The 25,849-nt window shown below is 72.7% G+C and carries 24 protein-coding genes; 13 read left to right on the top strand and 11 right to left on the bottom strand.

Annotated elements, in window-relative coordinates:
• Window positions 1-3 precede the first annotated feature (3 nt).
• From Plo01_RS35160 to Plo01_RS35150, 3 genes are read right to left on the bottom strand one after another with little or no spacing between them, the layout of a single operon-like run.
• Window positions 4-675 (bottom strand): ABC transporter permease, encoded by a 672-nt coding sequence (locus Plo01_RS35160; RefSeq protein WP_203895087.1) that lies wholly within the window; start codon window positions 673-675, stop codon window positions 4-6.
• Window positions 672-1,394, bottom strand: a complete 723-nt coding sequence (locus tag Plo01_RS35155; protein WP_203895086.1) for an ABC transporter permease — start codon at window positions 1,392-1,394, stop codon at window positions 672-674. Before Plo01_RS35155 ends, Plo01_RS35160 begins: the two co-directional genes overlap by 4 nt.
• Entirely contained in the window at window positions 1,387-2,493 is a 1,107-nt protein-coding gene (locus Plo01_RS35150) for an ABC transporter ATP-binding protein (RefSeq protein WP_203895085.1), read from the bottom strand. The genes Plo01_RS35155 and Plo01_RS35150 overlap by 8 nt, the downstream gene beginning before the upstream one ends.
• 262 nt (window positions 2,494-2,755) lie before the next feature.
• Here Plo01_RS35150 and Plo01_RS35145 point away from each other — a divergent pair, with 262 nt between their 5' ends.
• A complete protein-coding gene (locus Plo01_RS35145; protein WP_203895084.1) occupies window positions 2,756-4,339 on the top strand; it encodes a sigma-70 RNA polymerase sigma factor region 4 domain-containing protein in 1,584 nt (527 codons plus the stop codon).
• A gap of 206 nt (window positions 4,340-4,545) precedes the next feature.
• Entirely contained in the window at window positions 4,546-4,926 is a 381-nt protein-coding gene (locus Plo01_RS35140; protein WP_203895083.1) for an STAS domain-containing protein, read from the top strand.
• A 64-nt stretch (window positions 4,927-4,990) separates the two neighbouring features.
• Here the strand turns inward: Plo01_RS35140 and Plo01_RS35135 are convergent, their stop codons facing one another.
• From Plo01_RS35135 to Plo01_RS35110, 6 genes are read right to left on the bottom strand one after another with little or no spacing between them, the layout of a single operon-like run.
• Window positions 4,991-6,163 (bottom strand): lipid-transfer protein, encoded by a 1,173-nt coding sequence (locus Plo01_RS35135; RefSeq protein ID WP_203895082.1) that lies wholly within the window; start codon window positions 6,161-6,163, stop codon window positions 4,991-4,993.
• Window positions 6,164-6,194: 31 nt separating this feature from the next.
• Complete coding sequence (locus Plo01_RS35130) at window positions 6,195-6,605, bottom strand: MaoC/PaaZ C-terminal domain-containing protein (RefSeq protein ID WP_203895081.1); 411 nt, start codon at window positions 6,603-6,605, stop codon at window positions 6,195-6,197.
• The gene (locus Plo01_RS35125) at window positions 6,605-7,618 is read right to left on the bottom strand and encodes a bifunctional MaoC family dehydratase N-terminal/OB-fold nucleic acid binding domain-containing protein (protein ID WP_203895080.1); all 1,014 of its coding nucleotides are present in this window, start codon (window positions 7,616-7,618) and stop codon (window positions 6,605-6,607) included. Before Plo01_RS35125 ends, Plo01_RS35130 begins: the two co-directional genes overlap by 1 nt.
• A gap of 58 nt (window positions 7,619-7,676) precedes the next feature.
• The gene (locus tag Plo01_RS35120) at window positions 7,677-8,831 is read right to left on the bottom strand and encodes an acyl-CoA dehydrogenase family protein (RefSeq protein ID WP_203895079.1); all 1,155 of its coding nucleotides are present in this window, start codon (window positions 8,829-8,831) and stop codon (window positions 7,677-7,679) included.
• Window positions 8,831-9,922: an acyl-CoA dehydrogenase family protein gene (locus Plo01_RS35115; protein WP_203895078.1), complete on the bottom strand. Its 1,092-nt coding sequence runs from the start codon at window positions 9,920-9,922 to the stop codon at window positions 8,831-8,833. Before Plo01_RS35115 ends, Plo01_RS35120 begins: the two co-directional genes overlap by 1 nt.
• On the bottom strand, window positions 9,922-11,502 hold the full coding sequence (locus tag Plo01_RS35110; RefSeq protein ID WP_203895077.1) for an AMP-binding protein: 1,581 nt from the start codon (window positions 11,500-11,502) through the stop codon (window positions 9,922-9,924). Before Plo01_RS35110 ends, Plo01_RS35115 begins: the two co-directional genes overlap by 1 nt.
• 187 nt (window positions 11,503-11,689) lie before the next feature.
• Here Plo01_RS35110 and Plo01_RS35105 point away from each other — a divergent pair, with 187 nt between their 5' ends.
• The 6 genes from Plo01_RS35105 (at window position 11,690) to Plo01_RS35080 (ending at window position 17,988) form a co-directional block, all read left to right on the top strand.
• Window positions 11,690-12,403, top strand: a complete 714-nt coding sequence (locus tag Plo01_RS35105) for a TetR family transcriptional regulator (RefSeq protein WP_203895076.1) — start codon at window positions 11,690-11,692, stop codon at window positions 12,401-12,403.
• Between the two features lie 93 nt (window positions 12,404-12,496).
• Window positions 12,497-13,654: a steroid 3-ketoacyl-CoA thiolase gene (locus tag Plo01_RS35100; protein ID WP_203895075.1), complete on the top strand. Its 1,158-nt coding sequence runs from the start codon at window positions 12,497-12,499 to the stop codon at window positions 13,652-13,654.
• Window positions 13,655-13,764: 110 nt separating this feature from the next.
• Entirely contained in the window at window positions 13,765-14,784 is a 1,020-nt protein-coding gene (locus Plo01_RS35095) for an MBL fold metallo-hydrolase (protein ID WP_203895074.1), read from the top strand.
• Window positions 14,785-14,970: 186 nt separating this feature from the next.
• The gene (locus Plo01_RS35090; protein ID WP_203895073.1) at window positions 14,971-15,645 is read left to right on the top strand and encodes a FadR/GntR family transcriptional regulator; all 675 of its coding nucleotides are present in this window, start codon (window positions 14,971-14,973) and stop codon (window positions 15,643-15,645) included.
• A 77-nt stretch (window positions 15,646-15,722) separates the two neighbouring features.
• Window positions 15,723-16,556: a maleylpyruvate isomerase N-terminal domain-containing protein gene (locus tag Plo01_RS35085; RefSeq protein ID WP_239317686.1), complete on the top strand. Its 834-nt coding sequence runs from the start codon at window positions 15,723-15,725 to the stop codon at window positions 16,554-16,556.
• Between the two features lie 226 nt (window positions 16,557-16,782).
• The gene (locus tag Plo01_RS35080; RefSeq protein ID WP_203895071.1) at window positions 16,783-17,988 is read left to right on the top strand and encodes a cytochrome P450; all 1,206 of its coding nucleotides are present in this window, start codon (window positions 16,783-16,785) and stop codon (window positions 17,986-17,988) included.
• A gap of 28 nt (window positions 17,989-18,016) precedes the next feature.
• On the opposite strand, the gene Plo01_RS35075 is transcribed toward Plo01_RS35080, so the two are convergent.
• Window positions 18,017-19,015: a polyprenyl synthetase family protein gene (locus tag Plo01_RS35075; RefSeq protein ID WP_203895070.1), complete on the bottom strand. Its 999-nt coding sequence runs from the start codon at window positions 19,013-19,015 to the stop codon at window positions 18,017-18,019.
• A gap of 252 nt (window positions 19,016-19,267) precedes the next feature.
• Between Plo01_RS35075 and Plo01_RS35070 the strand changes: the two genes are divergently transcribed.
• A complete protein-coding gene (locus Plo01_RS35070) occupies window positions 19,268-19,924 on the top strand; it encodes a hypothetical protein (RefSeq protein WP_203895069.1) in 657 nt (218 codons plus the stop codon).
• A gap of 87 nt (window positions 19,925-20,011) precedes the next feature.
• Here Plo01_RS35070 and Plo01_RS35065 read toward each other — a convergent pair whose 3' ends face one another.
• On the bottom strand, window positions 20,012-21,037 hold the full coding sequence (locus Plo01_RS35065; protein WP_203895068.1) for a GDP-mannose 4,6-dehydratase: 1,026 nt from the start codon (window positions 21,035-21,037) through the stop codon (window positions 20,012-20,014).
• Between the two features lie 307 nt (window positions 21,038-21,344).
• Between Plo01_RS35065 and Plo01_RS35060 the strand changes: the two genes are divergently transcribed.
• The 4 genes from Plo01_RS35060 to Plo01_RS35045 all read left to right on the top strand — a co-directional run bounded on the left by Plo01_RS35060 (window position 21,345) and on the right by Plo01_RS35045 (window position 25,756).
• The gene (locus tag Plo01_RS35060; RefSeq protein ID WP_203895067.1) at window positions 21,345-22,589 is read left to right on the top strand and encodes a glycosyltransferase family 4 protein; all 1,245 of its coding nucleotides are present in this window, start codon (window positions 21,345-21,347) and stop codon (window positions 22,587-22,589) included.
• A 29-nt stretch (window positions 22,590-22,618) separates the two neighbouring features.
• Window positions 22,619-23,332 (top strand): class I SAM-dependent methyltransferase, encoded by a 714-nt coding sequence (locus Plo01_RS35055; RefSeq protein ID WP_203895066.1) that lies wholly within the window; start codon window positions 22,619-22,621, stop codon window positions 23,330-23,332.
• A 68-nt stretch (window positions 23,333-23,400) separates the two neighbouring features.
• Complete coding sequence (locus Plo01_RS35050) at window positions 23,401-24,438, top strand: prenyltransferase (protein ID WP_203895100.1); 1,038 nt, start codon at window positions 23,401-23,403, stop codon at window positions 24,436-24,438.
• Between the two features lie 91 nt (window positions 24,439-24,529).
• Window positions 24,530-25,756 (top strand): DUF1702 family protein, encoded by a 1,227-nt coding sequence (locus tag Plo01_RS35045; protein ID WP_203895065.1) that lies wholly within the window; start codon window positions 24,530-24,532, stop codon window positions 25,754-25,756.
• Window positions 25,757-25,849: the final 93 nt, after the last annotated feature.

Genomic DNA, 25,849 nt, shown 5'->3' with positions numbered 1-25,849 from the left:
AGATTAGCGGACTTTCCGGCGCCGGCTCACCCCCGGGGAGACGCAGACGCGCTGGATCAGGGCGAACAGTCCCTGGACGGCCAGGGCCAGCAGTCCCACGAGGACCGCGCCGCCGACCGTGAGCTCATACCGCAGGGTCGCGAGGCCGTCGATGATGTAGCGGCCCAGGCCGCCCAGGCCCACGTAGGCGGCCACGGTCGCGGTGGCCACCACCTGGATCGCGGCGGTCCGCAGGCCGAGCAGGATCAGCGGGAGCGCGACCGGCACCAGCACCCGGCCGAGGACCTGGCCGCCGCGCAGGCCCATGCCGTACGCCGCGTCGCGCAGGTCCGGGTCCACGCCCCGGATGCCCTCGTAGGTGTTGACCAGGATGGGCGGCACGGCCAGCGCTATCAGCGGGACCAGCACCGGCGCGGTCGAGCCGACGCCCATCAGCAGCACGATGAGCACCAGCAGGCCCAGCGTCGGCAGGGCGCGCGCCGCGTTGGCGCTCAGCACCACCACCAGCGCGCCCCGGCCGGTGTGCCCGATCCACAGCCCGAGCGGCACCGCGATCAGTGTGGCGATCAGCAGCGAGAGGCCGGTGAACTCCAGGTGCTCGGCGAAGCGGAGCGGGATGCCGTCCGGGCCGGACCAGTTGGCCGGGTTCCCGAAGAAGTCGATCAGGAAGTTCACGCGACGCCCTCCCGCTCCGGCGAGGCCGCCGGCCGCGACCGCGGCAGGGCCCTCTTCCGCGTCCCCGTCCGCGCCACCGACCAGGGGGTCAGCCACCGCTGGACCAGGACCAGCAGCAGATCGGCGAGCACCGCCAGGAGCACGATCAGCACGATGCCCACGATGATCGGGGTGGGGAACTGCCGCTGCCAGCCGTCGGTGAACAGGTGGCCGAGCCCGCCCCGGCCGACCAGCGCGCCCACGCTCACCAGGCTGATGCTGGAGACCGTCGCCACCCGGAGCCCGGCGATCACGACCGGCACCGCGATCGGCAGCTCGACCGCGAGCAGCCTGCGCGCCGGGGTGAAGCCCATGGCCACCGCCGACTGGCGGACGTGCTCGGGCACCGAGTCGAGCCCGTCGACGACGGCCGGGAGCAGCACGGCCATCGCGTAGAAGGCGAGCGGCACGATGACGGTCGTCCGGGTGGCGAGGCCGGTGATCGGGAGAAGCACGATGAAGACGGCCAGCGAGGGCAGCGAGTAGACCACGTTCACCACGCCGGCCGTGGGCTGGTAGAGCCAGCGCCAGCGGACCGCGGCCAGCCCGAGCGGGAGCGCGACCAGCAGCCCGACGAGGACCGGCGCCAGCGCCATGACGACGTTGTCGACGACCAGTTCGCGGATCAGCGGCCCGTTGTTCCCGATCCACTCCCAGCGGATCAGCGGCTCCTCATCCACGCGCGTCCTCCGCGATCCGGGCCAGCGCCTCGTCCAGCGCCTCGCGGGTCACCACGCCCTCGACCCGGCCGGAGCCGTCCACCGCGAGCGCGTTCCCCGACGGGGACAGCAGCGTCGCGTCCAGCGCGGCGCGCAGCGAGTCGCGGCCCCGCACGAACGTCCCGTACGGCGCCGCCGGCACCTCGGCCAGCGTGCCGCCGGAGTCCGGCAGGTCCTTCGGGGCGACCCAGCCCAGCGGCCTGCCGCCGGAGTCCACCACGGCCAGCCACGCCTCGGCCGTGCCCCGCACCGAGGAGACCTCGGCGGAGACCGGCACGGTCAGGTCGGTGCGCAGGCGCAGCCCGTCGGCCGGCACGAACGACAGCCGCCGGATGCCCCGGTCGCGGCCGAGGAACTCGCGGACGAAGTCGTCGGCGGGTTCGGCCAGCAGTTCCGCCGGGGCGGCGAGCTGGGCCAACCGCCCGCCGACGCGGAGCACGGCCACCCGGTCGCCCAGCTTGACGGCCTCGTCGATGTCGTGGGTGACGAAGACGATGGTCTTGTTGAGCTCGGACTGCAGCCGGAGCAGCTCGTCCTGGAGGCTCGCGCGCACGATCGGGTCCACCGCGCTGAACGGCTCGTCCATCAGCAGCACCGGCGGGTCGGCGGCGAGTGCGCGCGCCACGCCGACGCGCTGCTGCTGGCCGCCGGAGAGCTGGAAGGGATAGCGCCCGGCGAGGCCGGGGTCGAGCCCGACCCGTTCCAGCAGCTCCATGGCCCGGGCCTGGGCCTTCTTCCGGTCCCAGCCGAGCAGGTAGGGCACCGTCGCCACATTGTCGACGATCTTGCGGTGCGGGAAGAGACCGGCCTGCTGGATGACGTAGCCGATGCCGCGCCGCAGGGTCGGCGGGTCGACGGTCGTCACGTCCACCCCGTCGAGCAGGATCCGCCCGGCCGACGGGTCGATCATCCGGTTGATCATGCGGAGCGAGGTGGTCTTGCCGCAGCCCGACGGCCCCACCAGGACGGTGATCTCCCCGGTCGGCGCCTCCAAGCTGAGATCGTCCACGGCGACGGTCCCGTCCGGGTACCGCTTGGTGACACCGTCAAATGTGATCATGCGTACCCCTGGTCTCCCGGCGGAGCCGCGGTCCCCTTACCCCGGCTGCCCCCTGATCCGCCGTGGATCAGCCTACGGCGGCTGCTTCCATCTCGTCCCATCTCCCCCAGTCAAACGTGTTCTACATCAAATAGGTATCCAATAATGCGAAGGGTCTCGATGACTTGGCATCATTGCCCATATCGTGGACATGAGTCCTTCCGTGTCACACACGCCCCACGCTTCACATCACCCGCCCGACCCCAGAGGAACCGGTCCCGCCGTGACCCCACCGCTCCTCACCCAGCGATCACGCGACGAACTGATCGCCGATCTCTACGACCGGCACGCCGCCGGCCTGTTCGCCTACTGCCGGGACCAGCTCGGGGATCCCGAGACCGCGGGCGCCACCGTGCTGGCCGTCCTGACCGCCGTGTCGTCGGTGGAGCCTCCGCGCGCCGCCCTCTACGCGCTCGCCCGCCGTGAGTTCGCCCGGCGCGACGTCGTCTACTCCCCGCCCCTGTCCGGGACCTCCCCCGGGGCCGACCCGGTCACCGCGTTCGTCGAGCGGGTCCTGCGCGACCTGCGCCCGCACCAGCGCGAGGTGCTGTACCTGTCCGGCGTGCGCGAGATGGACGTCGTCGAGATGTCCTGGGTGCTCGACGTGGCCGCCGACACCGCCGACGAGCTGACCGTGAGCGCCTGCCAGCGCTTCGCCCAGGCCCTGACCCTGGCCCTGTCCTCCGCCCGCGTCCCGGCCCGCGCGGAGGAGGCGTTCGGCGCCCTCGCCGTCGCCCCGATCCGCGACGTGCTCGCCCGCGCGCCCTGGGCCGTCCCGCCCGCCTCCCTGCGCGCCGCCGTGCTCGCCTCCTGCGGCGCCGGTACGGCCCCCGCCCCCCGGCCCGCGTCCGCGGCGGGCGCGTCCCTTCAGGTCAGACCGCTCTGGCCGACCGCGCCCGCGTGGCCGTCCTCCCCGGCCGGGACCGGCGCGCCGGCCGGTCACGACCTCCTCTCCCCGCGGCCCGCGGTTCCCGCGTCCCCTCCCCCCGCCGCCTTCGACGCCTTCACCCCGAGGGACCCATCCGCCTTCGACGCCTTCACCCCGAGGGACCCGGACGCCGTCTCCGCCCACGAGGCGACCACCGAGCCGATGCCCAAGCTGCGCGACGCGGTGCTGTCGGCCCTCGACGAGGCCGCCCCGCCGCCCCGCCGCCCCCGCCTGCAGCGGCCCCGGCCCAGGGTCGAGATGCCGCTGTCCGCGCCGATCCCGGCGGACATCCTGGAGAGCAACCCGCCCCGGCTGGACTACCCCCCGCTGGACGACCTGTTCCGCCCGCTCAGCAAGGAGCAGCGGGCGGCCCTGGCCTACACCGACAAGCTGGTCGCCTCGGCCCCGCGCGGAACCGCGGACGGGACACCCCGGAAGACCGCGGACGACGCGCAGGCCACGGGCACGGCTCCGCACGGGACCGCGGAGGCCGTCACGCCCTCGGACGCCGCCGGGGACTCCCGGGTCGCAGGGAACCTTGAGACCGCCAGCGGCCCTGAGACCACCGGGGCCTCCCGGGCCGCCGGGGAATCCGAGACCGCCGGAGCCTTCGGGGTGACCGGAAACCTCGCAGCCGCCGGGACTTCCGCCAGGAGTGGAGTCCTCGGGAACGGCGAGGGCGGCGAAGGCGAGGGGCTCTCCGGCTCCGGAGGACCCGGCGCCCAGGCGGGCGGCGGGATCCGGCGCAGGGACAAGCCGGCCAAGGCCAAGCACGGCGAGCATCACTACGACTGGATCTGGGAGCTGATCGGCTTCCTCATCTGCGTCGCGATCGCCCTGATCGTCTTCTTCGCCGTCCCGTCCGTCTCCGCCCCGTGAGAGACGGCGCCCCGCGGAGAACGACGCCCTCACACGGCGGGCAGGCAGGAGACAGTTGCCTGTCCGGCCGGGGACAACGATCCTCCGTGATTCCCGTTTGACTCCTTCACCCTGTGCGATGATAAACATGAAAGGCTCTTTGCAATCGGATGACTGCAGAGCGGAGTCATGACCGCGCCCTCAAGACTCACAGCAGAGGCCAGGCGATGAGAGCGATCGACTACGGCGAGATCAGCACCTTCTCCGCGAGCATGGGGCTCAGCGGAGACGTCGTCATCGTGCGGTTGTCGGGTGAGCTCGACATGGCGACGGCGCCCCGCCTGCATGTCCAGATCGCCGAGGCCACCCGCCTCATCTCCCCGCCCCGCCTGGTCATCGACGTCCAGTACCTCGACTTCTGCGACTCCTCCGGGCTGAACCTGATGGTGAAGACGCTCCACAGGGTGCAGCGCGAGGGCGGACGCCTGGTCCTGAGCGGGGTCGGCGGCCGGTTCGCCCGGCTTCTCCAGGTGACGAGGCTGGACCAGACGCTCCACTCGTACTCCACCGTCGAGACCGCCGTGGCGGAGCTCGGCGGCACCGGCTGAGGCCGGCCGCTCCGCCGGGAAGACCACAAAACCGGCCGCTCCGCCGGAAGGACCGCGCGGCCGGTCACTCCGCCGAGAGGATCAGCCCGCTGGTGGGAACGCCCGTCCCGGCCGTGACGAGGACGTTGTGCACGCCCGCCACCTGGTTGACCGACGTGCCGCGGATCTGCCGCACCGCCTCGGCGATGCCGTTCATGCCGTGGATGTACGCCTCGCCGAGCTGGCCCCCGTGCGGGTTCACCGGCAGACGTCCGTCGATCTCGATGCCGCCGTCGGCCACGTAGTCCCGCGCCTCGCCGCGCCCGCAGAAACCGAGTTCCTCCAGCTGGGTGAGGACGAACGGGGTGAAGTGGTCGTAGAGGATCGCGGTCTGCACGTCCGCGGGCCCGAGTCCGGCCTGTTCCCAGAGCCTCCCGCCGACGACGCCCATCTCCGGCAGGCCGGTCATGTCGTCGCGGTAGTAACTGGTCATCATCATCTGGCCCGCGCCCGACCCCTGGGCGGCGGCCCGGATCACCGCGGGTGAGCGGCGCAGGTCACGGGCGCGCTCGGCGGAGGTGACCACCAGGGCCACCGCGCCGTCGCTCTCCTGGCAGCAGTCGAGCAGGTGCAGCGGCTCCACGATCCACTTGGACTCCTGGTGCTCCCGGAGCGTGATCGGCCGCCGGTGGAACCAGGCGGCCGGGTTGGTGGCGGCGTGCCGCCGCATGGCCACCGCGACCCGGCCGAAGTCCTCCGACGTCACGCCGTAGGCGTGCATGTAGCGCCGGGCGAACATGGCCACCCAGGCGGCCGGGGTCATGAGCCCGTACGGCACGTGCCAGCTCATCTCCAGGCCCTGGGACGACGGCTCCCCGCCGATGCGGGCGTCGGGCTGGCCGAACCTGCGCCCGGAGCGCTCGTTGAACGCGCGGTAGCACACGACGGTCTCGGCGACCCCGGTGGCGACCGCCATCGCGGCGTGCAGCACCGTGCCGCAGGCCGCGCCGCCGCCGTAGTGGACGCGGGAGAAGAACGACAGGTCGCCGATGCCCGCCTCCCGGGCGACGGCGATCTCCTGGTTGGTGTCCTGGGTGTAGGTCACCATCCCGTCCACGTCGGCCGGGGTCAGGCCCGCGTCGTCCAGCGCCGCGAGCACGGCCTCGGCGGCGAGCCGGAGCTCGGACCGGCCGGACCGCTTGGAGAACTCGGTCGCGCCGATGCCCGCGACGGCCGTACGGCCGGAAAGGAAAGACACGTGCTGAACCTCTCGGGGTCGTGGATGGGCCTCACTCGCCGGGCAGGGCGAAGCGGACGGTGCCGGTGGCGTGGTCGCCCAGGCTGACCTTTCCGCGGACCTCGACGGTGAACTCGCCGTTCTCGTGGCCGACGACGGCGCCGGTGAAGGTCAGGGTGTCGCCCGCGTAGGCGGGGACGCCCAGCTTGACGTTGATCCCGCGGATCAGGGCGTCGGGGCCGGCCCAGTCGGTGACGTAGCGCTCGACCAGGCCCATGGTCGTCAGGATGTTGAGGAAGATGTCCTTCGACCCCTGCGCCCGGGCGCCCTCGACGTCGTGGTGGACGGGGGTGAAGTCCATCGTCGCCAGGGCCGTCGAGATGATCATCGTGGGGGTCAGCGGGACGACGAGTTCGGGGAGGACGGCTCCGATCCCGGCCTGGTCCTCGGTCAGTGTCCGCATCACGCCTCCCGGGGAGCCCACATGGGCAGGGTGAGCTCGTCGTCCATCTGGCGATACGTCACGCGTACCCGCATACCGATACCCACTTCCGAAGGAGCGCAGTCCACCACGTTGCCCACGATCCGCACCCCTTCCGGCAGTTGCACCACAGCGACCACGAAAGGCGTCTGACGTCCCGGAACCGGGGGGTTGTGGTGCACGACGTAGCTGTAGACCTCGCCCTCGCCGCTCGCCACGGCGTATCCGCGGTCGGTCGAGCGGCACGACGGGCACATCGGTCCGGGCGGGTGCCGGAGCTCCCCGCAGCCGCCGCACCGCTGGATGCGGAGCTCCCCCTGCGCGACGCCCTCCCAGAAGAAGGCGGTGTCGCCGTTGACCGCCGGTCTCAGCGGGTACGGCGCGCGCTCCCCGGCGCCGGCCTGGGGGGTCCCCTCCCCTGCTCCGGCCTGCGGGCCTTCCTCCCCGGCCGGGTCCTTCTTCTTCCGGGGCCGGAACTTCAGGACCCGGAAGAGCATCTCCGCCACCGCCTCGTCCCCGGAGTACCAGGTGACGTTCCAGGTCACGAAGTAGCCCTCGCCGAGCGCCGTGCGCTTGGGGCCCGCCAGCCCGGCGAAGCGGGTCGCCGGGACCAGCCGCTCGCCGGGCCTGATGTACCGGTGGTAGGTCTGCTCGCAGTTCGTCGCGACCACACCGGTGTAACCGCCCTCGTTGAGCGTGGCCAGCACGTCGTCGACCGGGGTGGGCGTCTGCCCGGCCTTCCGGTTCACCCCGGGCATGGTCCAGACCTGGATCATCGCCGGGGGCGCCACGATCCCGCCGTGCGCGCTCGCGGCGGCCGCCTCGGGGTCGGTGTAGACCGGGTTGGCGTCGCCCATGGCGTCGGTCCAGTGCCGGATCATCGGGAGGTTGACCGGGTCCGCCGCCGCGGCCCCGAAGACCTCGCCGGCCGCGATCTGCCGCTCGGCCAGCGTCATGAGCCGTTCGTGCAGGGTGGAGTCGGTGGTCACGGTCATCGCGGCGGCCCCGGCAGGTCGGTGGAGTCGGCGGGCGTGGCGGGGTCGGTGGTCACGGTCATCGCGGCGGCCTCGGCAGGTTCAGGCCGAGCATGGCGATCAGCTCGCGCTGCACCTCGTTGACGCCGCCGCCGAAGGTGAGCACGAGCGCGCCCTTGACGCCGTGGTCGAGCCGGTCGACGAACTCCGCCGTCTCCGGGTCGGCCGGGTCGCCGTAGCGCGCCAGGATGTCGCCGACGATCCGGCCGATCTCCTGCGTGCGCTCCGAGCCGTAGACCTTGGTGGCGGAGGCGTCGGGAGCACCCAGCCAGCCCAGGTCCATGTTGGCCGCCACCTGCCAGTTGAGCAGCTCGTTGGTGCGGAAGTAGGCGTACACCCGGCCCAGCGCCCGGCGCACCTCGGGCTCCCCGATCAGCCCGGTGTTGCGCGCCCAGCGCAGGAACCGGTCGTAGGTGTGCCCGAGGTTGCCCGCCGGGCCGAGCGTGACCCGCTCGTGGTTGAGCTGGTTGACGATCAGGTCCCAGCCCTTGTTCACCTCGCCCACGACCATGTCCACCGGGACGCGCACGTCCGAGTAGTAGGTGGAGTTGGTGTGGTGCCGCCCGTCCATGGTGATGATCGGGGTCCAGGAGTAGCCGGGGTCGGAGCAGTCGACGATCATCATCGTGATGCCGCGGTGCTTCTTGGCGTCCGGGTCGGTGCGGACGGCCAGCCAGATGTACTGGGCGTAGTGCGCGCCGGAGGTGAAGATCTTCTGGCCGTTGACCACGTAGTGGTCGCCGTCCAGGACCGCCGTGGTGCGCAGGGACGCCAGGTCGGTGCCCGCCTCCGGCTCGGAGTAGCCGATCGCGAAGTGGCACTCCCCGGCGAGGATGCGGGGCAGGAAGGACTCCTTCTGCGCCTGCGTGCCGTACTGCATCAGGGTCGGGCCGACGGTCTGCACGGTGATGAGCGGGTACGGCACCTCGGCCCGGGCGATCTCGTTGGCGAAGATCTGCTGTTCCAGCGGGCCGTATCCGCCGCCGCCGTACTCCTTGGGCCAGCCGATCCCGAGCTTGCCGTCGCGGCCGAGCCGGCGGCAGTGCTCCATGTAGGCGTCGCCGAACGGATCGTCGGCGATCTTCCTGCGGTCCTCGGCGGTCAGGCAGCCCCGGAAGTACTCGCGCAGCTCGTCGCGGAGTTGCTTCTGCTCGGGGGTCAGGTCGATCAGCATCAGACGAGTGCTCCGATCGTGTCGAGCTGGGCCTGCGCCCCGCCCAGCAGGTGGGCGTGGTGCTTGGTCCAGGCGAAGTGGCGGTGCAGCGGGTAGCTCACGTCCACTCCGATCCCGCCGTGCAGGTGCTGGCAGGTGTAGAGCGCCCGGACCGCGGCGTCGGCGGCGGTGAACGCCCCGATGGCCAGGTCGGCGTCGGCCTCCTCCTCCAGTCCCTCGGCCAGCCGCCAGGCGCCCGACCAGACGGCCACGTCCAGCGCCCGGCCGGCGATGTAGACGTCGGCGATCTGCACGGTCACCGCCTGGAACTCGGCCAGCGCCCGGCCGAACTGCCTGCGGGTCTTGAGATAGGCGGTGGTCAGCGCCAGCGCCCCGGCCAGCACGCCGGAGACCGTGGCGATGGTCCCGGCCGTCGTCATCCGCCGGAGGCCGGCGAAGGCCGCGCCGTCGGCGGCGCCGACCGGCTCGCCGGGGACGTCCTCCAGGGTGAACACGGCCCCCGGTTCCCCGGTGGACAGCGGCACGGGCGTCGCCGCGGCGGCCCCCGGCTCGATCAGGAACAGCCCGATCCCGTCGTCGGCGCCGGTCGCGGCGGGCACCAGGACCTTCGCCGCCTCGGCTCCGTAGGGCACCGCGCCCGTGCGCCCGCGCAGGACCCAGCCCCCGCCCTCCCGCCGGGCCGTGACGGCCGGGGCGGCGCCCAGGGCGCGGCCGGACTCGCGCGGCGCCGCGGCCAGGACGATCTCCCCCTCGGCCAGCGGGGCGAGGGCCTCGCGCTGCTCGCGGGAGCCGTACCGGGCGATGGTCGCCGCCGTGACCAGGCTCTGCAGGACGGGGACGGGCGCGACGCGGGCGCCGGTCTCGCGCAGGATCACGGCCATCTCCACCGGCCCGAGCCCCGCGCCGCCCGCCTCCTCGGGCAGGCACGCGCCGAGCAGGCCCGCCTGGGCCAGGGAGCGCCACAGTCCCGCGTCGTACGGCGCGCCGCTCGCCTCGTGCGCCTCGATCCGCGAGGTGGGAGCTTCCCCTTCGAACAGCTCCGCGGCGAGTTTGCGCAGGTCTTCCTGCGTCTCGTCAAGATTGAAGTCCACTAGCGCTCCAGAAGGTGCTCTCGGCCGTGCCGGCCGAATTCCTGCTCGATCTCCGTGACGTCCTGCGGGGTCAGCCGCCGCCAGCCCGGCTCGCGGGGCGGGCGCCACCACACGGGGTCGCCGGTCCGCCACGCCTCCGCGGCGAGCAGCCGCTTGATGATCTTGTTGGACGGGGTCTGCGGCAGCTCCGCGGCCGTGCGGACGTATCGGGGCACGGCTTTGGCCCCGATCTCCGGGCGGCCGGCCAGGAAATCCGCGAAGGCGCCGGGGTCGAAGGGGCCCTCCATGACGAGGGCGGCCATGACCTGGTCCCCGGCCGCCGCGTCGGGGACCGGGTAGACGGCGGCCTCGACCACGCCGGGGAACTCGCGGACGACCGCCTCGATCGGGGCGACCGCGAGGTTCTCCCCGTCGACGCGGAGCCGTTCGGTGCCGCGCCCGGCGAAGAACACGTAGCCGTTCCCGTCGGCGTAGGCCATGTCCCCGGACCAGAACTCCCCGTCGCGGACGCGCTCGCGGTCGGCGTCGGGGTCGTTGTAGTAGCCGTCGAACAGGCCCAGCCCGCCGGTGTTGACCAGTTCCCCGACGGCCTCGTCCGCGTTGAGCAGCCGGCCGTTCTCGATGACCGCCGGCGGGCATCTCCGGCCGGAGGGGTCGCGGATCTCGATGCCCTCGGGGAGCCGGCCCAGGCTGCCGGGCGGGCCGGACGGGTCGGGGGTGATCGCGATCGCGGTCTCGGTGGATCCGAAGGCGTCGATGACGTGACAGCCGAAGCGCTCGCCGAACCGGCGGGTGGCGGTGGCGCTCCCCTCGTTCCCGAAGGCGATCTTCAGGGTGTTGTCCCGGTCGTCCGGGGCCTCGGGGGTGGCCAGGACGTAGGACAGGGCCTTGCCGACGTAGTGCAGGTAGGTCACGCCGTACCGCCTGACGTCGGCCATGAGGCCCGAGGCGGAGAACTTCCGGCGCAGCGCCAGGGCGGCCCCGGAGGCCAGGGCGGGCGCGTAGGCGGCCATGATCGCCCCCGAGTGGAACAGCGGCATCGCGCAGTAGACGACGTCCTGCGGCGAGAGCAGCGCCGCCAGGCTCGTGCCCGGCACCGCGATCTTCCGCTGGGTCACGCGCACCGCCCGGGGCCGTCCCGAGGTCCCCGAGGTGAAGATCAGCATCACCAGCCCGTCGTCCCCGGCCCGGTCGGCGCCGCCGGGCCCGGCCGTCCGCAGGGCGGCGACCCGGTCGGCGAGGCCGGCGTAGGCGGGGTCGTGGAGGATGAGGTCCACGTGGGTGGCGTCGGCGTCCTGGGCGAGTTCGGCGGCGCCGCGGGTCGGGTTGAGGGCGACGATCACATGGCCGGACAGCGCGGCGCCGCCCAGCAGGAACAGCAACTCGGGGACGTTGTCGAACAGGACGCCCACGTGGACGGCCTTGCCCCGGGCGTCCAGCCGGGCCGCGCGGGCCCGGCACTCGGCGACGTACTCCCGCCAGCTCCAGACCCGCTCCTCGAAGAGCAGGCCGGGCCGGTCGTCTCCGGCACGCCGTTCCAGCAGCTCCGCCAGTGTGTCTCCGGCAGCTTCCCCTGACATCGCGCCTCCCGGGAGGGTCCTCAGGCAGCCGCTCGAAAAGTAGAACAGATTCTATTAATTGTCCAGAGGCTATCCATAACGGAGAAACACAACATGCTCTTATGGGGCATAAGCCGTGTAAGTTGCGGCATCCTTGTGACTGGCCAGTAACCAGCCGGAGTACACAGAAGTCAGATAACGTGTTCTTATGCGCACTCCGCATGCGACCATCGAGGCGGCGCCCACCTCGCGCGCCACCGGCACCTCCGCACCGAGCACCGCCGGACCGTCCACAGGCAAGGGGGCCCCCGGCGTGGCCAGCGAACCGGCATCCACCGGCGTCCGCACGAGAAGTCAGCACCAGCGGCGCAAGCGGATCGTGCAGGCCGCCGCCGCCCTCGCCTCGCGGGGCGGCGTCGAGGCCATGCAGATGCGCACCGTCGCCGAGCGCGCGGGCGTGGCGCTCGGCACGCTCTACCGCTACTTCCCCTCCAAGATGGATCTGGTCGTCGCCGTCGTCGGCGAGGAGATCGACCTGCTGGAGAACAGCATCGAGCGCCGCCCGCCCAGCGCCGTCACGCCCTCCGGCCGCGCCGTCGACGTCCTCATGCGGGCCACCCGGGGCCTCATGCGCGAGCCCGAGCTGGCCGACGCGCTCATCCGCTCGCTGATCATGGCCGAGGTGGAGACCCCCTTCGGCGACCGCATGGCGGGCCTGCTTCTCCGCGTCGCCGGGGACGGGCTCACCGCGGAGACCGCCACCGAGGAGCAGTTCGCCCTCACGGGCTCGCTCTCCAGCGTCTGGGTCCACGAACTGCTGGAGATGTTGCGAGGGCGCCGCACCCACGAGCAGGTCCAGCGCCGCGTCGAGATCGCCGCCGCCCGCCTCCTCGCCGATTTCACGGCCACGCCTTCCGCCTGAAACTAGAACTCGTTACAGTCGCATGCGAAGGCGACTGGAGCGTTGTTCTGGAGCCGGGCGCGGGCTCCGGGCCGTCAGACGAGGAGATCTCGGATGGGTGCAGTGATCGTCGAGGCCGTGCGCACTCCGATCGGCAAGCGGAACGGCCACCTGGCCGGTCTGAAACCGCAGGCGTTGCTCGCCGCCGCGCTGAACGGCCTGGTGGACCGGGCCGGGATCGACCCGGCGATCGTCGAGCAGGTCTTCGCCGGGTGCGTGACCCAGGCGGGCGAGCAGGGCGGGCACGTCGGGCGCTACGCCTGGCTCTACGCGGGCCTGCCGTACCAGACCGGCGTGACCACGGTCGACGCGCAGTGCGGATCCTCCCAGCAGGCCGTGCACCTCGTCGCGGCCCTCATCCAGGCGGGCGTCATCGAGGCCGGCGTCGCCTGCGGCGTGGAGGCGATGAGCCGGGCGCCGCTCGGCAGCAACGTGCTGCCCGCCAGCCCCCGCCCCGACGACTGGTCCATCGACATGCCCGACCAGTTCACCGCCGCCGAGCGGATCGCCCGGCGGCGCGGGCTGACCCGCGAGCGGCTCGACTGGTTCGGCGCCCGGTCCCAGCGGCTGGCCGCCAAGGCGTGGGCCGACGGGCGCTACGACCGGGAGGTCGTCAAGGTGACCGCGCCGGTCCTCGGCCAGGACGGGCAGCCGACCGGCGAGAGCCGCACGGTCGAGCGGGACCAGGGGCTGCGCGAGACCACGGCGGAGGGGCTGGCCGCGCTCCGGCCGGTCCTCGGCGAGGACGGCCTGCACACCGCGGGCACCTCCTCGCAGATCTCCGACGGCGCCGCGGCGGTGCTGCTGATGAGCGAGGAGGCCGCCGCCCGGCACGGCCTGCGCCCCCGCGCCCGCATCCTCGCCCAGGCGCTCGTCGGCTCCGAGCCGTACTACCACCTGGACGGCCCGGTGGACGCCACCGCCAAGGTCCTGTCCACGGCCGGGATGACCGTGGACGACATCGACCGCTTCGAGGTGAACGAGGCGTTCGCCTCGGTCGTCCTGTCATGGGCGTCGGTGCACGGGCCGGACCTGGACCGGGTCAACGCCAACGGCGGGGCCATCGCGATCGGCCACCCCGTCGGCGCCACCGGCTCCCGGCTGATCACCAGCGCCCTGCACGAGCTGGAGCGGTCCGACTCCTCGACCGCGCTGGTGTCGATGTGCGCGGGCGGGGCCCTGGCCACCGCGACCATCCTCGAACGCGTCTGACGGCGTCCCGGAAGCGCCCCTCCGGAGGTCGCCGCCGGAAACGTCCGAGGACACCGCGGGCCCCCTCGCGGGGAACGACCGAGCAACCCTTCGAACCGGGAGCGTCCGCATTGAAGACCCGCCGCAGGCCGTACAGCGAGCAGCGCCCGACCGACCTCGGCGGCGGGGTGTGGAGCGTCCCGGTCCCCATCCCGGGCAACCCGCTCGGCTACACGCTCGTCTACGCGATCGAGTCCCCCGGCGGGCCGGTCCTCGTCGACGCGGGCTGGAACCACCCCGACGCCTGGCTGGCGCTCCGGGACGGCCTCGACTCGGCCGGCATCGGCGTGCGCGAGGTCCGGGGCGTGGTGGTCACCCACTTCCACCCGGACCACGCCGGGCTCGCCGGGCAGGTCCGGGAGGAGTCCGGGGCGTGGATCGCCATGCACGAGGCCGACGCCGCCCTGGTCAGGCTCATGAACGAGCTCCAGGACAGGGAGCACCGCAGCTTCCAGGCCGACATGCTCAGACGCGCGGGGGCCGACGCGTCCGAGGTGGAGGAGGTGACCGCGCAGCGGCCCCGGCCGCCCGCCCCGCCCGACCGGGAACTGCACGACGGGGACCTGGTCGACCTGCCCGGCCGCGAGCTCCGGGTGGTCTGGACGCCCGGCCACACCCCCGGTCACGTCTGCCTCCACCTGCGGGACGCCGACCGGCTCTTCACCGGCGACCACGTGCTGCCGGGGATCACCCCGCACGTCGGCGTCTACCCCTACGACCGCGACGACGTCGATCCGCTCGGCGACTTCATGGCCTCCCTGGAGAAGGTGGCGGAGCTGGGCGAGCTGGAGACCCTGCCCGCGCACGAATGGACCTTCCCCGGCTCGGCGGACCGGGCGATGGAGATCCACGCGCACCACGAGGAGAAGCTGCTGGCCCTCGCCTCCCTGCTGGCGCGGGAGCACGAGCCGCTCACCATCTGGGAGGTCGCCGGGCGGATGACCTGGAACCGCCCCTGGGCGGAGCTGTCGCCGACGATGCGCGGTATGGCCGCCGGGGAGGCGGCCGCGCACCTGCGGGCGCTGGAGGTGCGCGGGGTGGTCCGCCGTACGGCGGGCCCCGACCGCGTCCGGTTCGCCCTGCGCCCCTGATCGCCCCGGCGCGACCGGGAACTCCGGCGCGCGCGGAGGACCCCGGCGCTCAGGAAGGAACCCGGCGCGGAGAAGGGACTCCGATGCGCGGGAAGAACCCCGGCACGGGGGAAGGTCCGCACCATCCACCGCCCGCCATACACTCCTAGACATCGGACGTCTGGGCGAGTCTCCGGGAGGTGAAGCGTGGCGGTCACCGACGCCGCCATCGACAGGATCAAGCAGATGATCCTGTCCGGCGAGCTCGCGCCGGGCAGCAGACTCCCGAAGGAGGCCGACCTCGCCGGGCGGCTGGGGCTGTCCCGCAACTCCCTGCGCGAGGCGGTGCGCGCCCTGACGCTGATCAACGTGCTGGACGTGCGCCAGGGGGACGGCACCTACGTGACCAGCCTGGAGCCGAACCTCCTGCTGGACGCCATGGCGTTCGTGGTCGACTTCCAGCGGGACGACACCGTGCTCCAGTTCTTCCAGGTCCGCCGGATCCTGGAGCCCGCGGCCACCGCGATGGCCGCGACGGAGATGACCGACGCCGAGATCGCCGAACTGCGGGAGATCCTCGCCTCGCTGCCCGAGAACCCCAGCGTGGCCGAGCTCGTCGACAACGACCTGCGCTTCCACCGGCGCATCGCGGAGGGCTCGGGGAACGCGGTGCTCTGCTCCCTCCTGGGGTGCCTGTCCGGCCCGAACACCCGCGCCCGCGTCTGGGAGGGCCTCGTGCGGGAGAACGCCCTGGAGAGGACCCGCGAGCAGCACGCCGCGATCTGCGAGGCCATCGCCTCCCGCCGCCCCGAGGTCGCCCGCGCCTGGGCCACGGTGCACGTCGCCGACGTCGAGGAGTGGCTCCGCCGGGTCCCGGACTGACTCCCGGGACCCGGAAATCATGCGGTCCGGCCCGGAAAGGAAGATCGCGATGTGATCTTAACGGGACGGCTCGTCGAATGAGGGACGTGACCCGTGACGACGTTCTGAGAGCCGCACTGGCACGGCGCAGACCCGCCCATCCCGTTCCCGCGTACGCGGCTCCGTACGCCGCCAGAGTGGCGGCGCTGGAGGCGTTACTCCCTGAACTGACCGATGAGGCGTGGTCTGCGCCGGTAATCCACGGATGGATGGCCCATGAGGTCATCGCCCATCTCATGGCCTCCGACCGGCTGCTGGCCGCGGCGCTGGGCGCGTCGCTGCCGGGAGGGCCGCCGTCGAGCGACGATCCGGAGGCGTACACCGACGAGGTGCTCGCGGCGGGCCTGGGCCGCGACGAGGTGCTCGCGCGGTGGCGGGCCCAGGCCGCCGCGCTCTGCGAGCTCCTGAGCGCGGCGGAGCCGGGCCTGGCCGACGAGAAGATCGTCGCGAGCGGGCTGCGGCTGCGGGCCAGGGATCACCTCACCAACCGCGCCTTCGAGACCTGGGTGCATTGCACGGACATATGCAATGTCACGGGAATCCTCCTGCCGGAGCCGGTGTTCGACCACGTGTACGCGATGGCGGACATGGGATGCCGCTCCCTGCCCCTGTCGCACCGCGCCGGCGGCGGATCGGTGACGGGCGTGGCCGAGCTGGTCCTCACCGGCCCCGGGGGCGGCACCTGGCTGATCCGTCTGGGCGAGGACGCCGGGGGGCCGGAGTCGACGATCGTCATGGACGTCATCGAGTTCTGCTTCCTGTTCGCCGACCGCCGCGACCCGGAGGCGGTCGGGGCGGTCGTCAGGGGGGATCGGGAGCTGGCGCGCGAGCTGCTCTCGACGACTCCCTGCCTGGTCCGGCTGCGCCGATAGGGACCGCGCGGCCGCCGGGGCCCGGGGCGGCCGTCCCGTGCCCGGCAGACGACTGTCACACGTCCGGCAGGCGGCCGTCACACCGCCGGCCCTTGACTCTTCCCGCGCGGCGTAATAGAACACGTTTCAGAAAATAGTCCGACCAAGCGCTTGATCAAGTGCTTGGCGCCGGGCCGCGCCCGCATGCTCCGTGCTTCCCTGCACGTACGCCTTTCCAGGAGGGCACATGGACATCGACCTCGTCGATCAGGATCTCTACGCGCAGCACGGGCCACCGCATGAGCAGCTCGCCTGGTTGCGGGCCAACGCCCCCGTCTACCGCCACCACGGCGACGACGCGCGGGACTGGCCCCCCTTCTGGGCGGTGACCAAGCACGCCGACGTCGTCCATGTCTCCCGCCATTCGGAGCTGTTCTCCTCCAGCCGCAAGCTCGCCCTGTTCAACGAGATCCCCGAGGCCGAGCGCGAGATGCAGCGGCTGATGATGCTCAACCAGGACCCGCCGGAGCACACCCGGCGCCGTTCCCTGGTCAACCGGGGCTTCACTCCGCGGATCATCGGGCAGCTGGAGCAGCACATCCGCGACATCTGCCACGACCTGGTGGACGAGGCCAAGGGCCGCCCCTCGGTCGACTTCGTCCGGGACATCGCCGCCCCGCTCCCGCTGTACGTGATCTGCGAGCTGCTCGGCGCGCCCGTCGAGGACCGGCAGAAGATCTTCTCCTGGTCCAACCGGATGATCGGCGCCGAGGACCCCGACTACGCCGCCGACCCCGCCGAGGGGCACGCCGCCGCCATGGAGGTCTACGCCTACGCCAACGAGCTGGCGGCCCAGCGGCGCGCGGAGCCCCGCGACGACATCATCACCAAGCTCCTGCAGCCCGCCGAGAACGGCGAGGCGCTCAGCGAGGACGAGTTCGACCTGTTCGTGCTGCTGCTGCTCGTCGCGGGCAACGAGACCACCCGCAACGGGGCCTCCGGCGGCATGCTCGCCCTCTTCGAGCACCCCGACCAGTGGGCCCGGCTGGTGGCCGACCCCTCCCTGGCCGGCACCGCGGCCGACGAGATCGTCCGCTGGGCCTCCCCGGTCAACCTCTTCCGCCGTACGGCGACCGCCGACACGGTGATCGGCGGCCAGCCGGTCCGCGAGGGCGACAAGATCGTGGTGTTCTACAGCTCGGCCAACCGCGACGAGGACGTGTTCGACTCGCCCGGCGTCTTCGACATCGGCCGCGACCCCAACCCGCACATCGGCTTCGGCGGCGGCGGGGCCCACTTCTGCCTCGGCAACCACCTGGCCAAGCTCGAACTCCGGGTGATGCTGGAGGTCCTGGCCGACCGGCTGCCCAAGCTCGCCCAGGCCGGTCCGGTCCGCCGCCTGCGCTCCTACTTCATCAACGGCATCAAGGAGCTGCCGGTCACGCTCACCTGAACGCGCCGCCCGCGACCCGGCCGCCCGCTCACCCGGCGAGCGACGCCTCCGCCCGGTCGACGTAGGCGGACGGCAGGCCGCGCAGGAAGGCGGCGGCCTCCGGGTCGGCGATGCCGGGGAGCGCGGCGAGCGCGTCGGCGGCCAGAGCGCGGCAGTGCGCGATCGTCTCCCCGGCCATGGAGCTGTTCCGCAGCCGGGCGAGGACGACCGTGATCTCGTCCTCGGTCAGCCTCCGCCCCAGGAACGGGCGCAGGTCCCCGCAGTCCCGCTCCAGCGCGGTCAGCAGCGGGAAGCTGTAGACGCCCTGCCTCAGGTCGTTGCCCACCGACTTGCCGAGCAGTTCCGCGGTGGAGGCCAGGTCGAGCAGGTCGTCGAGGATCTGGAACAGCGTCCCGAACCGCTCGCCGTACTCCGCCATGGCCTGTCCGTCCCGGTGCGCGACCACGCAGCTCGTCCGGAACAGCGAGGCGGTCTTGCGGCGGACCGACTCCAGGGCGTCGGCGGGGGTACGGCCGGCGTCGAAGAGGTCGGCGGTCTCCTGGAACTGGCCCTCGGCCAGCTCGACCAGCGTGGTGGCCAGCGTCTCGGCCACCGCCCTGGAGGTCGACGACAACGCGGCGAGCCAGGCCCTGGCCACCATGAAGTCGCCCACGACCAGCGCTCCGCCGTTACCCAGCTCGGCGTTGACGGTCCGCACGCCGCGCCGTTCCGCGGCGTTGTCCATCAGATCGTCGTGGACCAGCGACCCCGCGTGGATCAGCTCCACGCACGCCGCCGCGGTCACCGTCCGCCGGTCGATCCGCCCGCCCAGCGCGAGCGCGGTGGCCAGGGTCAGCGCGGGCCGCAGCCGCTTGCCGCCCGCACCGGTGATCCGCCCGGCCGCGCGGTTGATGAGGGGCAGCCGGGAGGAGTTGCTCAGACTGTTCAGGCGCTTCTCCACCCGGTGCAGCCCGGCGGAGAGGACCGGGCCGTTGAGGAGGTCTTCCGGGTGCGTCCGGTGCCCCGGACCTGTGGCGTGGACCAGCATGACGGACTCCTCTGTGACAGGCCCCGTGAGGTGGCGGGCGATGGGGATCAAACCGTGTGAAAGATCGCCTCCACGGTGCCCCGGCGATCCTGTGCCCACGCTGAGCCATGCTGAGCGGACGCTGAGAGCCCGCGGCGAGCGGCCCTGACCTGCCCTTCCGTACCGCTCCGAACGCCGGCGCGGTCCCGGGCACCACCCGCCCGTCAATAGACTGCAGCCGATCCTCAAGTGCCATCCGCCACGCTCGGGAACATGACGCGCATGCCAGACGCCAGACGGAAGCCCCGGTCCGGGAAGAAGCCCGCCCGGCGGCCCTCCGAGCGCGCGGCCGGCGGGGCCGGAGCCGCCGGCGGCCGGGCCCGCCCCGGAACGCCGTCCGGCAAGGCGCGCGTTCCCGCCCGGGAACGAGGGCTCACCGGACCGGTCGCCGGGCCGGTGACGATGCTCTTCCTGATCGGCCTGATGCTGCTGCTGGCCTACGTCGTCGTCGACACGACCCGTCCCGGCCTGGAGATCGCGCTCGGCGACAGGGGCACGCCGGGCACCGCCGAGGTCCTGTCGTGCGAGGACCTCGGCGAGGGGCGCTACGACTGCGACGCCCGGTTCACCTTCGACGACCCGGCGCGCGAGCCGATCGTCATCGACACCGTGCCGGACGCGGAGGCGGGCGAGGTCTTCCCCGCCGCCCTCACCCCCGAGGGCGACCGGGTCGTGCCCACGGGCGAGCGGGGCGTCTGGGCCTCGGTGGGCCTGCTCGCCCTCGTCCCGCTCTGCGTGGCCTTCATCCCCGTCATGGTGCTGTACGGCTTCGGCATCCGGCGCGGCCGCAGAGCCGCGATGATCGGCGCGTTCGCGGTCTCGGCCCTGGCCCTCCTGACCTCCTGCACCGGCCTGATCCTCGGCTCCTGACCATCCCCTTCAGAGCCGGGGACACGGGGAGCCACCGCCAGGTTCCACCGGCCGTGGCGAGATCCGCCTGATCTGCGGCCTGCGGGGTCAGGGCCAGGAGGAGTCCTGGTCGGGGTCGCCGCCCTCGGACAGGAGCTTGATGTCGGCCTCGACCATCGTCGCCACCAGTTCCTCGAAGGAGACCGACGGCTCCCAGCCGAGCTGGACGCGGGCCTTCTTCGGGTCGGCGCAGAGCAGGTCGACCTCGGCCGGGCGGTGCAGGGCCTGGTCGCAGACCACGTACTGCTCCCAGTCGAGGCCCGCGGCGCTGAAGGCCGCCTCGACCAGCTCGCGCACCGACTGGGTGCGGCCGGTGCCGATCACGTAGTCCTCGGGGGCCTCGGCCTGGAGCATCATGTGCATCGCGCGGACGTAGTCGCCCGCGTAGCCCCAGTCGCGGCGGGCCTCCAGGTTGCCCAGGCGCAGCTCGGAGGCCAGGCCGAGCTTGATGCGGGCCACGCCCAGGGAGACCTTCCGGGTGACGAACTCGGCGCCGCGGCGCGGGGACTCGTGGTTGAACAGGATCCCGGAGACGGCGAACATGCCGTAGGACTCGCGGTAGTTCTGGGTCAGGAAGTGGCCGTAGGCCTTGGCCACGCCGTACGGCGAGCGCGGGTGGAAGGGGGTCGTCTCGGCCTGCGGGGTCTCGCGGACCTGGCCGAACATCTCCGAGGACGACGCCTGGTAGAAGCGGATCTGGTCGGAGCCCGCGGCGGTCCGCGAGGAGATGCCCGAGCAGACCCGGATGGCCTCCAGCATGCGCAGCACGCCCATGCCGGTGACCTCGGCGGTCAGCTCCGCCTGCTCCCACGACATCGGCACGAACGAGATCGCGCCCAAGTTGTAGACCTCGTCCGGCCGGACCTTCTCCACCGCCGAGATCAGCGAGCCCTGGTCGAGCAGGTCGCCCCGGACGAGCTGGACGTCCTGCAGGAGCTTGCGCACCCGGGAGACCCGGGGGTTGGCCTGCCCCCGGACGAGGCCCCAGACCTCGTAGCCCTCACTGAGCAGATGCTCGGCCAGGTAGGAACCGTCCTGTCCGGTGATGCCGGTGATCAGCGCGCGCCTGGCCAACGCGTCCTCCTTGCTCGTCGGGCAGGGCTCTCGCCCGGACCGTCTTCTCGCCCGAACAGTGTGGTGTTGACTGGCGAATGTACCGCTCTGCTCCGATGTGAGCACCTCATCGATCACATCGCATCTAGAACACGTTCCACTGAGCCGGATTCGGTCAGGCTAACATCGCAGCTCGTGCCTGGTGAGGGTGTTGTTGGACACAATTCCACATTAAGCAGGCCAGGACTATCGAATGGTATGGTCCGAGGTCTAAGGTCATCTTTCACGGTACCTGTCCTCGCTCGGACAGGGTGAGGAAGGGGTTGCCGTGCCGGATGGTGATTCGCTGCGGGTCGCGCTGTTGTCCTACCGCAGCAAGCCGACCTGCGGTGGCCAGGGTGTCTACCTGCGTCATCTCAGCCGTGAACTCGTCGCGCTCGGGCATCACGTCGAGGTCTTCTCCGGCCAGCCGTACCCCGAGCTGGACGAGGGCGTCATCCTCAACAAGGTCCCCAGCCTGGACCTGTACCGCGACGACGATCCCTTCCGCACGCCCGGCCTGGGCGAGTTCCGCGACTGGATCGACTGGCTCGAGGTCGCGACCATGTGGACGGCCGGGTTCCCCGAGCCGCTGACCTTCACCCTGCGCGCCCGCCGCGAGCTGGCCAAGCGCGTCGGCGACTTCGACGTGGTCCAGGACAACCAGACGCTCGGGTACGGCCTGCTCGGCATCCAGAAGCTGTTCCCGGTGGTCGGCACCATCCACCACCCGATCAGCGTGGACCGGCGGATCGAGCTGAAGGCCGCCCCGCTGCGCAAGCAGTTCTCGCTGCGGCGGTGGTACGGCTTCGTGCGGATGCAGGCCAAGGTCGCCCCCCGGCTGAACCCGATCCTCACCGTCAGCGAGTCCTCCCTCGCCGACATCCACCGCGACTTCAACGTGCCCCAGGCCAACATGCGGCTCATCCCGCTGGGCGTGGACACCCGCTACTTCCACCCGCGCCCGGAGCTGCCCAAGCGGCCCGGCTCGATCGTCGCGGTGGCCAGCGCCGACTCCCCGATGAAGGGCGTGGCGACGCTGCTGCGCGCGGTCGCCAAGCTCGCCACCGAGCGCGACGTGAACCTGACCGTGGTCAGCAAGCCGACCGCGGGCGGCCCCACCGAGAAACTCGTCGCCGAGCTCTCCCTGCGGGACCGCGTCCGGTTCGTGCACGGCATCTCCGACGACGAGCTGGGCGAGCTGATCGCCACCTCGGAGATCTCGGTCGTCCCCTCGCTCTACGAGGGCTTCTCGCTCCCCGCCGTCGAGCACATGGCCTGCGGGACCCCGCTGGTCGCCTCGCGGACCGGCGCGCTGCCCGAGGTGGTCGGCGACGCGGCCATCCAGGTCGCCCCGGGCGACCCGGAGGAGCTGGCCGCCGTGCTGCGCCGCCTGCACGACTCCCCCGAGGAGCGGGCCGCGGTCGGCAGGAAGGGCTACGACCGGGTCATGGAGCGCTTCACCTGGAACGTCGTCGCGCAGCGGACCGTGGAGGCCTACCGCGAGGCCATCGCGGCCCGGCGCGCGAAGTAATCATCACCATCCCCTGCAAGGAGCGGCAAGTGCTGACTGTCGACTTCGACCGGTTGCCCGTCGGGCCCGGCACCCGAGTTCTCGACCTGGGCTGCGGCGGCGGGCGGCACGCGTTCGAGGTGCTGCGCCGCGGCGCCGACGTGGTCGCCTTCGACATGGACGCGGCGGAGCTGGAAGGCGTGGCGAGCATGTTCGCCGCGATGGACAAGGGCGGCGAGGTGCCCCCGGGCGCGACGGCCGAGACCGTGACCGGCGACGCGCTGGACATGCCGTTCGAGGACGCCAGCTTCGACCGGGTGATCGCCGCGGAGGTGCTGGAGCACATCCCCGACGACATGGCGGCGATGCGGGAGATCTTCCGGGTGCTCAAGCCCGGCGGCCACGCCGCGATCACGGTGCCGAGCTTCCTGCCCGAGCGGATCTGCTGGGCGCTGGACGAGGACTACCACACCGCCCCCGGCGGGCACGTGCGGATCTACACGCTCGCCGAGCTCAGCGCCAAGCTGAAGGCCACCGGCTTCCGCATCGGCCCGCACCACCACGCCCACGGCCTGCACGCGCCGTACTGGTGGATCAAGTGCGCGGTCGGCGTCAACAACGACGATCACCCGCTCGCCAAGGCGTACCACGAGATCCTGGTCTGGGACATCATGAAGCGCCCGGCCGCCACCCGCATCGCCGAGGCCCTGCTCAACCCGCTCATCGGCAAGAGCGTGGTGCTCTACGTCCGGAAGCCCTCGTGACCGAGCAGGCCCCCGGGTACGGCGACGCCGCGAGATCCTCCGGTGAGGAGGATCCCGCGGGCTTTCCCCTGACGTGGGAGCAGGTCGTCGAGACCGCCCGGAGCATCGCGGCCGTGCAGGAGCCCGACGGCGGCGTGCCCTGGCCGGAGGGTCACGTGGACGCCTGGAACCACGTCGAGTGCCTGATGGCGATGACCGTGGCCGGGCTGACCGGGCCGGCCCGCAGGGGCTACGACTGGCTGGCGCGCACCCAGCGGGCCGACGGGTCCTGGCCGATGAAGCTCGTCAAGGGCGAGGCGGTCGAGAAGGGCGGGGAGTCCAACCACGCGGCCTACGTCGCGGTCGGCGTCTGGCACGAGCTGCGGGTCACCGGGGACGAGCGCTTCGCCCGGGAGATGTGGCCCGTCGTGCGCGCCGCCCTGGACTTCGTGGTCGGGCTGCAGACCACCCGGGGCGAGATCGTCTGGGAGCGCGCGGCCGACGGCCGGCCGGCGCCGTACGCCCTGCTGACCGGCTGCTCCTCGATCTACCAGGGCCTGCGCTGCGGCGTGCTGCTCGGCGAGCACCTGGGCGACCCCCAGCCCGACTGGGAGCTCGCCGCCGACCAGCTCGGCCACGTGCTGGCCGCCCACCCGGAGGCGTTCGCCGACAAGAGCCGCTTCTCGATGGACTGGTACTACCCGATCCTCGGCGGCGCGCTGCGCGGCCCGGCGGCCCACGCCCGGCTGGCCGAGGAGTGGGAGACGTTCGTCGAGCCGGGCCTGGGCATCCGCTGCGTCTCCGACCAGCCCTGGGTGACCGGCGCGGAGTCGTGCGAGCTGGTGCTGGCGCTGGACGCCCTGGGCGAGCGGGAGCGGGCGCTGAAGCTCTTCGCCGACATGCAGCACCTGCGGCACGACGACGGCTCCTACTGGACCGGCTGGCAGTTCGTGAACGAGAAGTGGTTCCCGTACGAGCGCTCGGCCTACACCGCGGCCGCCGTCGTGCTCGCCGCCGACGCCCTGCTCGGCCGTACGGCGGGCGCGGGCGTCTTCCGCGACGCGGGCGCGCACGCGACGGACCGCCCCACGGCCGCCTGCGGCTGCAGCCACGCCCACTCCCGCTGACCGTCCCGCGCGGATTCCGCTGACCCTTTCTTTGCCCGGACCATCGGATCCGGTGCTTGAGGGGCGGACCCCGGCTGGCTACGGTCGGCCCGTGAGCAACGCGGAGGGCATCCAGACAGTCGCTCAGCGCGACGACGGCACGTGGGCGCCGGACGTCTCCGGTCCGGGGCACACCGCGTCCGCGCCGGAGCACGCGCCGCCCCGGCCGTCCGAGGCGGAGCACCCGTCACCCGAGGCGGAGCACCCGCCGTCCGGGCCGCATCACCGGCCGTCCGGAACCGCGCCGTCCGGAGCAGTACCGCCCGCAGCCGCACCGTCCGAAGCCGCACCGTCCGGGAGCGCGACGGAGGCCCCCGGGGCGGGCCGGGCGGGGGCCCTGAGGGCGCTGAGGGGGCTGCTCCGCCAGGATCCGGGGCAGGGGGACTTCGGCAGGCTCCGCTTCCGCCTGGGCCCGGCACGCGGGCATCTGGAGGCCGCCGCCCTGTCGTTCGCGGCCGGCTTCAACGCGGTGGTCGCGGGCGAGACGGAGCGGATCGACGACCTCGGCGAGGACGTGCGCGGGTTCGCCTACGAGGGCGCGGGCATGGCCTGCGCGACGCTGGACGTGCTCACCCTGACCGGCGGACACCGGATCCGGGCGCTGCTCAGCGGGCGGGGCGTCCGGTACCCGCACATGATCCACTCTGGCGTGGGCTGCGCCTACGCCCGGATGCGGCTGCGCCCGATGTGGGGCGTCCGGGCGGTCCACCCGCTGCTGCGCTGGCTGGCCTTCGACGGCTTCGGCTTCCACCGGGGCGTGTTCGCCGCCGACCGGACCGTCGGGCGCCGGCGCACGCCCCGGCTGATGGACCGGACCCGGTGGGCGATCTTCGATCAGGGCCTCGGCCGGGCGCTCTGGTTCCACGAGTGCGCCGGGGCGGAGGACCTCGTGCTGCGCCTGGCCGAGTTCCCCGCGGGCCGCCGCGCCGACCTGTGGAGCGGCGTCGGCATGGCCGCCGCGTACACCGGGGGCGCGACCCCGGACGACCTGGAGCGCCTGGCCGGGGCGGCGGCCGAGAGCGGGTTCCACGCCCACCTCGCCCAGGGCGCCGCGTTCGGCTGCGCCGCCCGCCTGATCTCCGGGATCGTCCCGGGACACACCGCCGCGGCGGCTCCCGTGCTGTGCGGGGCCGAGGCGGACGAGGCCGCCGGATGGACCGACACCGCGCTCATCGCCCTGGGCCACAACGCCTACAGCGGCGAGCACTACCAGGCCTGGCGCGCGGGAGTCCGCAAGGCGTGGACACGCCGCTGCCGGGAGGTCCAGGCGCCCGCCTGAAGGGCCGGGACCCGCGCCGCGAGGCCGGACCGCGACCGAGGGACCGGGCCGCGACCGGGAGATCAGGCCGCGACAGGGAAGATCGATCCGGAG

This window comes from Planobispora longispora (assembly GCF_016863135.1).
Lineage (GTDB): Bacteria > Actinomycetota > Actinomycetes > Streptosporangiales > Streptosporangiaceae > Planobispora > Planobispora longispora.
This window is presented reverse-complemented; position numbering and strand designations above follow the sequence as displayed.

What these genes read in the sequence shown, in the direction of transcription:
- Plo01_RS35070 (WP_203895069.1), top strand. Translation starts at nt 19,268, where the DNA reads ATGACGCGCATGCCAGACGCCAGACGGAAGCCCCGGTCCGGGAAGAAG.
- Plo01_RS35105 (WP_203895076.1), top strand. Translation starts at nt 11,690, where the DNA reads ATGCGCACTCCGCATGCGACCATCGAGGCGGCGCCCACCTCGCGCGCC.
- Plo01_RS35085 (WP_239317686.1), top strand. Translation starts at nt 15,723, where the DNA reads ATGAGGGACGTGACCCGTGACGACGTTCTGAGAGCCGCACTGGCACGG.
- Plo01_RS35130 (WP_203895081.1), bottom strand. Translation starts at nt 6,605, where the DNA reads ATGCGGACACTGACCGAGGACCAGGCCGGGATCGGAGCCGTCCTCCCC.
- Plo01_RS35125 (WP_203895080.1), bottom strand. Translation starts at nt 7,618, where the DNA reads ATGACCGTGACCACCGACTCCACCCTGCACGAACGGCTCATGACGCTG.
- Plo01_RS35110 (WP_203895077.1), bottom strand. Translation starts at nt 11,502, where the DNA reads ATGTCAGGGGAAGCTGCCGGAGACACACTGGCGGAGCTGCTGGAACGG.
- Plo01_RS35140 (WP_203895083.1), top strand. Translation starts at nt 4,546, where the DNA reads ATGAGAGCGATCGACTACGGCGAGATCAGCACCTTCTCCGCGAGCATG.
- Plo01_RS35120 (WP_203895079.1), bottom strand. Translation starts at nt 8,831, where the DNA reads ATGCTGATCGACCTGACCCCCGAGCAGAAGCAACTCCGCGACGAGCTG.
- Plo01_RS35075 (WP_203895070.1), bottom strand. Translation starts at nt 19,015, where the DNA reads ATGCTGGTCCACGCCACAGGTCCGGGGCACCGGACGCACCCGGAAGAC.
- Plo01_RS35100 (WP_203895075.1), top strand. Translation starts at nt 12,497, where the DNA reads ATGGGTGCAGTGATCGTCGAGGCCGTGCGCACTCCGATCGGCAAGCGG.
- Plo01_RS35080 (WP_203895071.1), top strand. Translation starts at nt 16,783, where the DNA reads ATGGACATCGACCTCGTCGATCAGGATCTCTACGCGCAGCACGGGCCA.
- Plo01_RS35150 (WP_203895085.1), bottom strand. Translation starts at nt 2,493, where the DNA reads ATGATCACATTTGACGGTGTCACCAAGCGGTACCCGGACGGGACCGTC.